This window comes from Exiguobacterium sp. U13-1, assembly GCF_001750115.1.
GTDB lineage: Bacteria > Bacillota > Bacilli > Exiguobacteriales > Exiguobacteriaceae > Exiguobacterium_A > Exiguobacterium_A acetylicum.
This window is the reverse complement of sequence record NZ_CP015731.1, coordinates 2,750,610-2,763,391: the sequence shown is the minus strand read 5'-3', so window position 1 is coordinate 2,763,391 and position 12,782 is coordinate 2,750,610. Positions and strand designations below refer to the sequence as shown.

Sequence of the window (12,782 nt, the reverse complement as noted above, 5' to 3'; positions counted from 1 at the left end):
GAGTCGATGAACAGACGGAAGAAGATCGCAGTCATAGGAAGTGGCTTTACAGGAGCGACGACGGCACTCTATCTTGCCCAGCAAGAGCTAGGTGATGTCGTCCTCGTCGACCGACCAGAGCAAGAGAATCCGACGAAAGGAAAGGCGCTCGATATGCAAGAAGCAGCGCCGATCCTCGGGTTTGATGCTTCAGTAAAAGGGACATCGGATTATGCAGACATTAAAGGTGCAGATATCGTCGTCATCACTGCGGGTATCGCTCGGAAGCCAGGTATGAGCCGCGAAGACCTCGTGAGTACGAATGCTGCCGTCATGACAGCTGTGACGAAGGAAATTGTCGCGCATGCACCAGAATCGATCATCATCGTTTTGACGAATCCTGTCGATGCGATGACTTATACGGTCTATCAAGCATCTGGTTTTCCGAAAGAGCGTGTCATCGGTCAATCCGGTGTCCTCGACACGGCACGTTTCCGGACATTCTTAGCAGAGGAGCTGAACGTTTCTGTGAAGGATGTATCGGGATTCGTGCTCGGAGGACACGGAGATGATATGGTACCGCTACTGCGCTATTCTCAGGCGGGAGGAATCCCAATCGAGAAGCTCGTATCGAAAAAACGACTGGATGCGATCGTTGACCGGACCCGTAAAGGCGGCGGTGAAATCGTTCAGTTACTCGGAAACGGCTCTGCTTATTATGCACCTGCAGCGGCAATCGCTGAGATGGTCGAAGCGATCTTGAAGGACCAGCGACGTATTCTTCCGGCAATCGCTTACCTCGAAGGTGAATACGGATATGACGATATGTATTTCGGCGTACCTGTCATTCTCGGCGGAAACGGTGTCGAGCATATCTATGAACTCGAACTGACGACTGAGGAGCAAGAGGCTTTGAATCGCTCTGCATCTACTGTCCGCTCTGTACTCGACTTATTAAAATCCTGAATTTAAAAAAGACGAACTTGTCACTTTCGACAAGTTCGTCTTTTTTGTCTCGTCATAACCGATGAGGAGAAGCATAGTGCGATAACTTAGCATACCAAGGACAGACTAGTATAAGAAGGAACGTCAGCCAAGGAACCAAATAACCAATCCGGAGGAAGTGACCTTGATGCTCCATATGTAGGTGCTGCGGATTCTGACAGTGTGGACAAGTTACATGGGCAGACCAGATTAATCGATAGATTGTTCGAGCAGACCAATTTTGACGACAAACAGTACAGCGTGCCACGCGAGTGCCTCCTTTCATTCCTGTGCTAATTGTGTAGAATGTCTTATTTCATAGCATAGGATACATGTAGGAGAAAAGTTCCAATTTTAATAAACATGTAGAGAGAATGCTAATATTAGGGTAAGGACAAAGGTACGTCATTCTATTCCACTAAGGGGGATTTTACATGCGCGCCGTAACGTACCAAGGAACAAAAGATGTCCAAGTCAAGCAAGTAAAGGATCCATCGATTGAAAAAAACGATGACATCATCGTAAAAATCACATCGACTGCCATTTGTGGTTCGGATCTACACATCTATCAGGGGAATATGCCGGCTCACAAAGACTATGTCATTGGTCATGAACCGATGGGCATCGTTGAAGAAGTGGGACCAGGTGTGACGAAAGTCAAACGAGGAGACCGCGTCGTGTTACCGTTTAACGTTGCTTGTGGTCACTGTTTCTTTTGTGAACATGACATGGAGAGCCAATGTGATAACTCGAATGGAAATCCCCATGTCGATACAGGTGGGTACTTCGGTTTTACAGAAGAGTTTGGTGGACATCCCGGTGGTCAGGCGGAATATTTAAAAGTTCCGTTCGGAAATTTCATGCCACTTGTGATTCCTGAATCGTGTGAACTGGAAGATGAGGCATTATTGTTCTTATCTGACGTTTTACCTACGGCGTATTGGAGCGTCTTGCATGCGGGTGTGAAAAAAGGAGATACGGTCGTCGTACTCGGATCAGGACCAGTTGGACTAATGACACAAAAATTTGCATGGATGCAAGGGGCAAAGCGAGTCATTGCGGTGGATGATCAAGTGTATCGATTAAATCATGCCAAAGTCACGAATAAAGTCGAGACAGTGAATTTCTCAGATCACGCAGAAAGTGGTGCGTATATTAAAGAGCTGACACAGGGTGGGGCAGACGTCGTCATTGATTGTGTCGGTTTTGATGGGAAGATGTCCCCTGTAGAAAAAATTGAACAAAAGATTGGTCTGCAAGGTGGAACGTTGAGTGCCATTGATATTGCAAAGGATGCTGTCCGGAAATTTGGTACTGTACAGTTGACGGGCGTCTATGCTAAGAAATATAATCAGTTCCCGCTTGGCGATTTCTTTACCCGAAATATTACGCTGAAAATGGGACAAGCACCAGTCGTCCATTTAATGCCGGAACTGTTCCAGAAAATCATCAACAAGGAATTTGATCCAACAGATATCGTAACGCACCAAGTCGCACTAGATGATGCTGCGTCTGCCTATCAGACATTTAATGATCGGACAGATGGATGTATCAAGGTCGTCTTGAAACCATAAGCTATCTCATACTCAAACAGCCCATCCGATTTTTGGATGGGCTGTTGTACATCATAGGATTAAAAAAAGAAGACGGGCCATAGAAGACCGACGGCTAGTCCGAGCAGGAGACCAACGAACACTTGAAACTCGGTATGACCAACGAGCTCATTCAGGAGAGGAGTCTCATGGCGAATCCCTTTGAAATAATCATTGAGTAGTTTTGCCTGAACACCGACAGCTTGCCGGACACCTGTCGCATCATACATGATGATCGTCGCAAAGATGACGGCCAGTGCGAAAATCGATGATGAGAACCCCTCCTGAAAACCGATGACAACGGCTAGAGCGACGACAGTCGAACTATGTGAACTAGGCATACCACCAGAAGCAAACATGATTTCCAGGTCGAACTTTCGTGTCCGTACCAAACTTGTGACAAGCTTCGCTGCTTGAGCGATAAACCATGCCGTAATGGCTGCAAAAAGGGGATGATTCCATTCCATACATTCTACCTCCTACAATTAACGATATGTATTGATTCCCCGTTTTATTAGCTTTTACACGAACGATCTAGTTGGATTCGGCATCTCCTTTAAAGATTATGTAAAGAAACAGCAGAAAGATTTGTGATTTTCCTGTGAAAGTCGGTAAGATGAAGACAGACGAAGCGGATTCCACGGAATTCCTCATTCGAAAGAACGAAACTTGAGGGGGATGCAAGGTTTGAAAGATAAAATTATCGTGGTAGATGATGAATTGTCGATCGCAACACTATTGAAGTTTAATCTAGAACAAGCTGGTTTCGTCGTCGAAACGGCACATGATGGGATGTCAGGTTTAAAATTAGCGGAGAAGCAAGATGCCGCATTGATTGTACTAGATCTCATGTTGCCGGAACTCGATGGTCTGGAAGTATGTAAACGGCTACGCCAACAGAAAATCAATACGCCGATCTTGATGTTGACAGCAAAGGATGATGAGTTCGATAAAGTCCTTGGTCTTGAACTCGGTGCGGACGATTATCTGACAAAACCATTTAGCCCACGTGAAGTCGTCGCCCGTGTGAAAGCAATTTTACGACGAATGAGTCATCAGACAACACCTTCGGAAGAAGTGACGGATGGGACGATTCTGATTGGTGATGTCAAAATCGTTCCAGATAACTATGAAGCTTTCAAAGCAGAAGAGCGTCTTGAACTAACACCTAAAGAATTCGAACTGCTCGTATACCTTGCTAAAAATAAGGGACGTGTCCTGACACGAGATCAACTGTTATCCGCAATCTGGAACTATGATTTCGTCGGCGATACACGAATCGTGGATGTGCATATTAGTCATGTCCGTGAAAAAATCGAGCCGAATACGAAAAAACCGATTTACATCAAAACAATTCGTGGTCTCGGGTATAAGATGGAGGAGCCGAAATCGGAATGAGTAAGTATCGCAAGCGATTTATCTTTAAAATGTTTTCGTTCATCAGTCTCGTGCTGATTGCACTCGGTTTCTTACTTGGACAATCCTTCAAGGAGTTCTATGTCCAAAATGAAAAAGAAAAATTGATGGATGAGACTTCTCTTGTTGAGACGATCTTACAAGGGCGCGATGTTTCTGAAATGGCCCAGTACGTGAATCAATTGTACGCTGAATCGAACTTCGACATGATTTTATTTAATGGTCGGGGTGAGATCATTGCCGGTACACCGGTTGATGTCACGAAACTGAAAGTCGCGACCCTCAATTTTTCAGCGATTCCTGATGAGGGAACGTTTGAATCGAAAACAGATGATAGTGTCGTTCAATTCACGAAGCCTGTTCCGACAGCGGACGGTGGTGAGGTGTATGTCAGTTTTATTCGTTATGCAAAAGACTTGAACGTCATTTATTCACGGATTTGGACGGTCATCATCCTTTCTCTCGTTGCGTCGTTATTGGTTATCTTCTTGACGATTTATCGTTCGACAAAACGATTCCTGCGACCGATCGCGGAGGCAACCGATGTCTTGCACGAACTATCACATGGAAATTACAAGTCCCGTGTCTATGAGTTATCGGCACCTGACGAATCACGCGATTTAGGGCGCTCCATCAATCTATTAGCGCGCAATCTCGAGAACGCATCGTCTGGTGAAGCGATGCAACGGGCACGTCTCGAATCCTTGATCGAGTACATGGGAGCTGGTCTCATGCTGATTGATGAGAAGGGCTACGTCCTACTCGTCAACCGAACGTACCGAGAAATGTTCAACATTCATGAACCGTCTAGCGGGAAGCTGTACTATCGTGTACTTCCAAACGAAAAGATGAGCCAGGTGATTGAAGATGTCTATCTGACGGAAAAACCGAACCGGAAACAATCGAGTGTCCGATTTGGCATCAACAGTCGGACGTTCATGGTCAGTGCTGCTCCGATTTTTGATAAGAACGGTCGAGTGCAGGGAACGACTGTCGTCTTTAACGACATCACGGAAATCAAAAAGCTGGAACAGATGCGTAAAGATTTCGTTGCGAATGTCAGCCACGAATTAAAGACACCATTGACGTCCATTAAAGGATTTGCGGAAACGTTACTCGATGGTGCACAAGATGTTCCGGAAATCCGAGAGCAGTTCTTACGGATCATCCACGATGAATCGGAACGGATGCAAACATTGGTGGAAGACTTGCTCGAGCTTTCTCGTTTAGAACAAGATAACTATCAGCTCGAGACCGCAATCGTTGATGTGACGAGTCTCGTTCGGGAAACTGCAGCACTCCTGCACCGACGAGCAACAGAACAAGAGATGACGATTCATATCGAAACGGAAGAAGAAGTCTTCATTCGGGCAGATCTGAATCGATTAAAACAGGTCGTCGTCAACTTGGTTGCGAATGCGCTGAATTATACGCCGAACGGTGGCAACGTCTGGATTCAGCTTGAGGATGGAGAAGAGTCTGTCCAGCTCATCATCAAAGATGACGGAATTGGCATTCATCCGAAAGAAACCCAACGGATCTTCGAACGTTTCTATCGCGTCGATAAGGCACGAAGCCGTAATTCCGGGGGAACGGGTCTCGGACTAGCCATCGTCAAACATATCGTCGACCTACACCACGGTGAAATCGAAGTCGCTTCAGAAGAACAGAAAGGAACGACGTTTACGATTCGTTTACCAAAACATGGCTGAATTTCACAGTGGATTCACATTTCCTTAATAGACGTATCTTATGATGAAAGTACCTTCTTCATCATCTGTATGGCGACTGGATCAGCTCCCATGTCGTCATGCCCTTGGCGGTTGACTCTCCGTGAGTCAATCGTCTTTTTTTGGTCATTTTTAGCGAACAAATGTGTGTAGAGTGATACAATAGGAACAGAAAATCGATTAAAGGGGCGTAGATGATGGAAAATAAATTGCTATTGATTGATGGGAACTCGTTGACCTATCGGGCGTTTTTCGCCTTACCACCAATGACGGATGCGCAAGGACGAAATACGAACGCAGCTTATGGCTTTACGATGATGTTATTGAAGTTGCTCGAGGAAGAACAACCGACCCATATGCTCGTTGCCTTTGATGCTTCGAGTGAAACGTTCCGTCACGATGTCTATCAGGAGTATAAAGGAAGTCGCGAAAAGACACCGTCCGAACTACGTGAACAATTCCCGATCGTCCGGGACATCTGCGAAGCGCTCGGTATTCAAATGATGGAACTTCATCGCTATGAGGCGGATGATTTGATCGGTACGCTCGCACGAACGATGCCGACGGATCGGACGCGGATCGTCACTGGAGATAAAGATTTACTTCAACTTGTCACGGATAAGATCGAAGTCTTGATCACGAAGCGTGGGATTACGGACGTCCAGTGCATGACTGAGGAACTGTTCGCTGAGACGTATGGTGGTCTAAAGCCGATTCAAATGATTGATCTGAAAGGATTAATGGGGGATAAGTCGGATAATATTCCAGGGATTCCTGGGATTGGTGAAAAGACGGCGGTTAAATTGATTTCGGCATATGGTTCTGTCGAAGGACTGTATGAGCACGTCGAGGACTTAAAAGGGAAGCAGAAGGAAAAAGTCATCGCGAACGAAGAGCTAGCACGATTATCGAAAGAACTCGCGACAATTAAAGTCGATGTCCCGCTCGAGACGACGCTAGAGGATTTGCAAATTCGCGACATTGATACCCAAGTTCCTTATTCGTTGTTCCAGTCGCTCGGCTTCAAGTCGTTGACGAATCGATTCGCCCCTGTCGTCAAAGAAGAGGATAAAGAGCAGTTGAACGTCGTGACGATTACGTCACTTCCTGAAGACGTCACCGATGCGGTGTTGCTTGCTGAACAGCTGCGAGAGGATTACATGGAAGAAGACATCATCGGGTTTGCGATCGCGACGCCTGACACGATCTATGTTGCTGCTCCAACGCTCGTCGAGGATCCGGCATTCCGCCAATGGATCGAGTCAGAACATCGGAAGATTTGTCTCGATGCCAAACAAGTCGCATTCGCATTGCGTAAGCATGGCTTAACCTTAAACGGTTATGAGGATTTGTTATTAGCTGGTTACTTATTGAATTTAAGTGGCGGCACGACGCTCGCTTCAATTGCTGGTCATTATGCATTGATGGCACCGAACGAAGAAGCGGTCCTCGGCAAGGGAGCAAAACGTCTAGCCCCAGCGGATGACGTATTACACCCTTATCTTGCAGAGAAGGCACGGATGATCGAATTATTGTTTCCGAAAGTCCGGGAAGAGTTGAAGGCGAATCAGCAATATGAGCTGTATGAAACACTGGAACGTCCGCTATCAGGTGTCCTTGCTGAGATGGAGTGGACTGGGATTCGTGTCGACGTCGCGACGCTCCAATCGATGCAAGCGGATCTTGCCGGGCGTCTTACAGAACTTGAAACGTTGGTCTTTGAAGCTGCAGGTGAGTCGTTCAATATCAATTCACCGAAACAACTCGGTGTGATTCTGTTTGAAAAACTCGAACTACCAGCCTTCAAAAAAACAAAGACCGGCTATTCGACTGCCGCAGACGTTCTTGAAAAACTGCGTCCGTTGCATCCGGTCATTGATCACATCATGTTGTACCGGGAGCTCCAAAAATTACAGTCGACGTATGTCGAAGGCTTACAAAAAGTCATCAAGGAAGACGGAAAGATTCATACCCGTTTTGCTCAGACGATTGCCCAGACAGGCCGTTTAAGTTCGGTCAATCCGAACCTTCAGAATATCCCGATTCGGATTGAAGAAGGACGGAAGATTCGAAAAGCCTTCGTTCCAAGTGAAGCAGGCTGGTCACTGTATGCTGCCGATTATTCACAAATCGAACTACGTGTCATGGCCGATATGTCGCAGGATCAGACGCTTGTCGATGCATTCTTACATGATGAGGATATCCATACTCAAACCGCAAGTAGTGTCTTTGGTGTTGAACCGGAGGATGTCACAGGAAACATGCGGCGTCAGGCGAAAGCCGTCAACTTCGGCATCATTTATGGAATCAGCGATTATGGACTGTCACAAAACTTGAACATCACGCGGAAGGAAGCACAATCGTTCATCGATCGTTATTTCGAGCTGTTCCCGCAAATCAAACAGTTCATGGATACGGCGATCGAGACGGCACGAGCGAATGGATTCGTCGAAACGTTGATGAACCGGCGCCGCAACATCCCGGATATCAATTCGAAAAACTTCAATTTACGTGGTTTTGCGGAACGTACGGCAATCAATACGCCGATTCAAGGTTCGGCTGCGGATATCATTAAAAAAGCGATGCTTGATGTGCATGCTGCCTTACAAGCATCAGATTTAAAAGCACGTTTGTTACTACAAGTACACGATGAATTGATTTTTGAAGCACCGGACGAAGAACTTGAAGCCTTACAAGCGCTTGTCAAACAAGCGATGGAGCAGACCGTCGAACTATCCGTACCGTTACGCGTCGATGGGGGCGCAGGACATACGTGGTACGAAACGAAGTAAGCAAGGAGGAATAGACGTGCCTGAATTACCTGAAGTCGAGACCGTTCGCCGCAGTTTAGAACGTTCGGTCTCTGGAAAAACAGTCTCTTCCGTCAAAGTCTACCACCCGAAAATGATTCGGGGGATGGAAGTGGCACCATTTGCAGATGCCTTACATCAAGAACGGATCGAACGCGTCGAACGTCGCGGTAAGTTCCTACTCTTTGATTTTGATCGTTTTTATCTCGTCAGTCATTTGCGGATGGAAGGGAAGTACTTCCCGTATCCGCAACCGGTCGAGCGGGATAAACATACCCATGTCGTCTTCCGATTCACGGATGGTTCGGAGCTGCATTACAATGATGTCCGGAAGTTCGGAACGATGGAATTGCGTGATAAGGAAACAGCAATGCAGACTGCTCCACTGGCACAGCTGGAGCGCGAACCGTTTGATCCGGAGTTCACAGCAGAAGTGTTAGCAGAGAATTTAATTCGTAAAAAAAGAAGTCCAATCAAAACGGCATTGCTGGATCAGTCCATCTTCCTTGGTCTCGGTAACATCTATGTCGATGAGACCCTTCATGCGGCACGCGTCCATCCATTGACGAAGGCTGGTGCCTTGACGCTTGATGATATCTCACGTATTCATCAAGCCGGTGTCGACGTCTTACGACAAGCGGTAGAAGCAGGGGGAAGTACGATCCGAAGTTATGTCTCACCTTCCGGAAAAGGTGAGTTTCAGCTTCAACTCGCGGTATACGGTCAAAAGGGCGAACCGTGTTCCCGTTGCGGTACTGCCATTGAAAAAATTAAAGTCGGCGGACGAGGAACGCACTTCTGTCCGACATGCCAACAGGTCGCCTTATGAGGGTTGGTCTGACGGGCAGTATCGCTACCGGTAAAAGTACGGTTTCTAGCTATCTGAAGCAAAAAGGAATAGCGGTCATCGATGCGGATCTCGTTGCGCGAGAAGTCGTTGAGCCAGGAGGGCGAGCATATGAGGCGGTCAAGTTGGCTTTCCCGGAAGCATTCGAGGAGGAACGTCTCGTCCGTCCGAAACTCGGACAAATCATTTTTCAGGATAGCGAAAAACGACAACAGCTGAATCAGTTGATGCATCCGAGTATTCGACGACAGATGCTTAATGAAGCAGATGCCTATGAACGTTCAGGACATTCGCTCGTCGTATTTGATATTCCGTTATTACTTGAAGGCGATTGGCGGACGCTGTTCGACCGTGTCGTAGTCGTTTATTGCCCAGAAGATATGCAGTTAAGACGATTGATGCAACGTAATGATCTATCGGAAGCAGAAGCATATGCACGTATTCATTCGCAACTTAGCATTGAACAGAAAAAAGAGCTCGCGGATGATGTGTTCTTCAATGATGGGAGTCTTGATTCGTTATATCAGCAAATCGATAAATGGTTAGCGTTATATGACACCGGCAATCATGAGAGTGACACATAAAAAGTGTGAAGTGAGAGAAGTTTCCATCTTCTCTCACTTTTTTTAGAGAACATAATGAAATCGCTTACATTTCATGATATAGTTCTATCTGTAAACGGAGCTACATCCGTCACATTGAAGGGGGATCCGCACATGGGAGTCAAGGTGGCAGTCAATGGTTTTGGTCGAATTGGTCGAATGGTCTTTCGACGTCTGATCGCTGAGGGGAAAAGCGAAGTCGTAGCAATCAATGCAAGTTATCCAGTCGAAACACTCGCACATTTAATCAAGTACGACACGGTACATGGGAAATTCAATTATCCGGTCGACATCATCGATGGGGCGTTGATGGTTGACGGAAGACAAATTCAAATCGTCAGTGAACGCAATCCTGAGCTATTGCCGTGGGGGGAACTCGGCATCGATATCGTCGTCGAAGCGACAGGAAAGTTCAACTCAGATACGGGTGCTGCGAAGCATTTAGTGGCAGGCGCAAAAAAGGTCGTCATCACGGCACCTGCTAAAGGGGATGTCCGAACGATCGTCATGGGTGTCAATGACGACATGTATGATCATGAAACAGATGCTATCGTCTCGAACGCATCGTGTACGACGAACTGTCTCGCACCTGTCGTGCAAGTCATCGACCGGGCATTCGGAATCGAATCCGGTCTCGTGACGACGGTTCATGCGTTTACGAATGATCAAAATAATATTGACAATCCGCATAAGGATTTACGACGCGCCCGCGCATGTGGATCATCCATCATTCCAACATCGACAGGTGCAGCAAAGGCAATCGCACTCGTCTTGCCACACTTGGAAGGGAAATTGAATGGACTCGCGCTTCGTGTTCCGACACCGAACGTCTCACTCGTCGATCTCGTCGTCGAAGTTAGTCGCGATACGACGGTTGCTGAAGTGAACGAAGCGTTCACGAAAGCAGCGGACGGTGCGCTTGACGGTATTCTCGGAATGACGATGGAACCGCTCGTCTCGATCGACTTCAACGGAGAAGAGCGTTCGACGGTCGTCGATGGACTCTCGACGATGGTCATGGGTGGTCGTCAAGTGAAGGTCCTCGCTTGGTACGATAATGAGTGGGGTTACTCCTGCCGCGTCGTCGACCTCGTACACCTTGTTTCGGCGCACTTAGAGGCGATGGGAACGGTTGAAAAAGAACTTGAATTGAATTAATGACAACGGGCAGATCCCAGTAACGACGGGACCTGTCCCGTTTTTTTTCTAGAAATGTATTAATTTTTGAAATTTATCCTTGTGTATCTTTTTGATACTCGCTATAATTCAAATCGTGAACTTCAATCGGTCTGGCAATCGCAGCTTAAAGGGTTAGGACCTCTCTGGACTAACTTTCCCCCGTGGGTGCGAACGACTCAGGCGCAAAGTAAGTGATCAACTACTTTGAAGACCATTGAATGTAGGGGGGATCCACAAATGGATACTATGGGAAGACACATTATTGCAGAACTTTGGGATTGTAATCCTGAAAAATTGAACGACATGGAATTCGTTGAACGACTTTTCGTTGACGCAGCACTTCAAGCAGGTGCAGAAGTACGAGAAGTAGCATTCCACAAGTTTGCACCACACGGCGTCAGTGGCGTCGTCATTATCTCTGAATCGCACTTGACGATTCACAGTTTCCCAGAGCACGGGTATGCATCGGTTGATGTCTTTACTTGTGGGGATCGGATCGATCCAGCCATCGCAGCGAACTACATTGCTGAAAAGCTCGATGCGAAAATCCGTGAAAATGTCGAAATTCCACGTGGTATGGGACCAGTTCAAGTTCCAGCGGCTACTGTCCAGCACGTCAACTGACAACACACACGAATTCGTCAAGCCCTCGTCGTTCAGACGAGGGCTTTTTAATATGTCTGACGTCTGTTATTCTTAATAGTAGAAGAAACAAAGAAAAGAGGATGACCATGGGACTGAAGGAACGCTTACAAAAACAGCTAGAGACATCCGATACACATAAAAACGAAAATCTACGCACACACTATTACGCAGCAACGGTCGAGATGTTGTTTGCTGGTTTAGAAAATATCTTAAAGCAAGAGGGTGGGACGGTGCGTCGTGTTGACGCGGAACGTGGAGAACTCGCTTTTACATTAAAAGAAGTCGACGGACTCGCGACCGTCATCATGGTGGCGGGCGGACGTACGGCCGTCGATCTATTCTTACATCGTGAGAGTCTTCTCGGACCTGATCTCGAAAAACACATCGAGCGAATCTATGCCTCACTTGATGCGGGATACCGATTAAAAATGATTGGAACAAAAGAAATCACGTGAACGGAGGTACGGCATGCGCTGTCCAGCCTGTAATTTTAACGGAACAAAAGTACTGGACTCAAGACCGGTCCAGGATTTCGGTTCGATTCGGAGGAGACGTGAATGTGAGTCTTGCGGTTATCGCTTTACGACTTTCGAAATGGTCGAACAGACCCCTTTAATCATCGTAAAGAAAGACGGAACGCGCGACGAGTTCAATCGTGATAAAATTTTGCGGGGACTAGTGCGTGCCTGTGAAAAACGACCGATTTCAATTGAACAGTTAGAAACAGTCGTCAGTCGAGTCGAAAAGGCATTACGAGCGACAGCTCAGCATGAGATTCCAAGTGAGCAGGTCGGGCGTCTCGTGTTAAATGAACTAGCTTCCGTCGATGAAGTGGCATACGTTCGCTTTGCGAGTGTCTATAAACAATTCAAGGACATCAATGTCTTCTTCCAAGAGCTTTCTGAGCTGATGGAGCGACATCAAGAAAATGACCGTGAAAATTGAACGTGATATAAGAGAGGTCGTCTGTCCGGTCAGCGTACCTCTCTTTTTCTCCC

General features: G+C 46.9%; 12 protein-coding genes. 11 read left to right on the top strand and 1 reads right to left on the bottom strand.

Going from position 1 to position 12,782, the window contains the following annotated elements:
- The first annotated feature begins 6 nt into the window (after nt 1-6).
- Nucleotides 7-945, top strand: coding sequence for a malate dehydrogenase (mdh, locus tag ESP131_RS14360; protein ID WP_047393548.1), 939 nt, complete (start codon nt 7-9; stop codon nt 943-945).
- 452 nt (nt 946-1,397) lie between these two features.
- Nucleotides 1,398-2,537, top strand: a complete 1,140-nt coding sequence (locus tag ESP131_RS14355) for a zinc-dependent alcohol dehydrogenase (protein WP_047393550.1) — start codon at nt 1,398-1,400, stop codon at nt 2,535-2,537.
- 59 nt (nt 2,538-2,596) lie between these two features.
- Here the strand turns inward: ESP131_RS14355 and ESP131_RS14350 are convergent, their stop codons facing one another.
- On the bottom strand, nt 2,597-3,022 hold the full coding sequence (locus tag ESP131_RS14350) for a divergent PAP2 family protein (protein ID WP_047393552.1): 426 nt from the start codon (nt 3,020-3,022) through the stop codon (nt 2,597-2,599).
- A gap of 211 nt (nt 3,023-3,233) precedes the next feature.
- Between ESP131_RS14350 and ESP131_RS14345 the strand changes: the two genes are divergently transcribed.
- From ESP131_RS14345 to nrdR, 9 genes are all read left to right on the top strand, one after another.
- A complete protein-coding gene (locus tag ESP131_RS14345) occupies nt 3,234-3,953 on the top strand; it encodes a response regulator transcription factor (protein WP_029342329.1) in 720 nt (239 codons plus the stop codon).
- The gene (gene pnpS / locus ESP131_RS14340) at nt 3,950-5,683 is read left to right on the top strand and encodes a two-component system histidine kinase PnpS (protein WP_047393555.1); all 1,734 of its coding nucleotides are present in this window, start codon (nt 3,950-3,952) and stop codon (nt 5,681-5,683) included. The genes ESP131_RS14345 and pnpS overlap by 4 nt, the downstream gene beginning before the upstream one ends.
- Before the next feature lie 212 nt (nt 5,684-5,895).
- Nucleotides 5,896-8,493: a DNA polymerase I gene (polA, locus tag ESP131_RS14335; RefSeq protein WP_047393557.1), complete on the top strand. Its 2,598-nt coding sequence runs from the start codon at nt 5,896-5,898 to the stop codon at nt 8,491-8,493.
- Between the two features lie 16 nt (nt 8,494-8,509).
- Nucleotides 8,510-9,340: a DNA-formamidopyrimidine glycosylase gene (gene mutM, locus ESP131_RS14330; protein WP_029342326.1), complete on the top strand. Its 831-nt coding sequence runs from the start codon at nt 8,510-8,512 to the stop codon at nt 9,338-9,340.
- Nucleotides 9,319-9,942 carry a dephospho-CoA kinase gene (gene coaE / locus ESP131_RS14325; protein WP_231925646.1) on the top strand — a complete coding sequence of 208 codons (624 nt, stop codon included), beginning with the start codon at nt 9,319-9,321 and terminating at the stop codon, nt 9,940-9,942. Before mutM ends, coaE begins: the two co-directional genes overlap by 22 nt.
- Before the next feature lie 132 nt (nt 9,943-10,074).
- Nucleotides 10,075-11,118 (top strand): glyceraldehyde-3-phosphate dehydrogenase, encoded by a 1,044-nt coding sequence (locus tag ESP131_RS14320; RefSeq protein WP_029342324.1) that lies wholly within the window; start codon nt 10,075-10,077, stop codon nt 11,116-11,118.
- 258 nt (nt 11,119-11,376) lie between these two features.
- Complete coding sequence (gene speD, locus ESP131_RS14315; protein ID WP_023469024.1) at nt 11,377-11,763, top strand: adenosylmethionine decarboxylase; 387 nt, start codon at nt 11,377-11,379, stop codon at nt 11,761-11,763.
- Between the two features lie 107 nt (nt 11,764-11,870).
- On the top strand, nt 11,871-12,239 hold the full coding sequence (locus tag ESP131_RS14310; RefSeq protein WP_023469023.1) for a hypothetical protein: 369 nt from the start codon (nt 11,871-11,873) through the stop codon (nt 12,237-12,239).
- Between the two features lie 13 nt (nt 12,240-12,252).
- Nucleotides 12,253-12,729 (top strand): transcriptional regulator NrdR, encoded by a 477-nt coding sequence (gene nrdR / locus ESP131_RS14305; RefSeq protein WP_023469022.1) that lies wholly within the window; start codon nt 12,253-12,255, stop codon nt 12,727-12,729.
- Nucleotides 12,730-12,782: the final 53 nt, after the last annotated feature.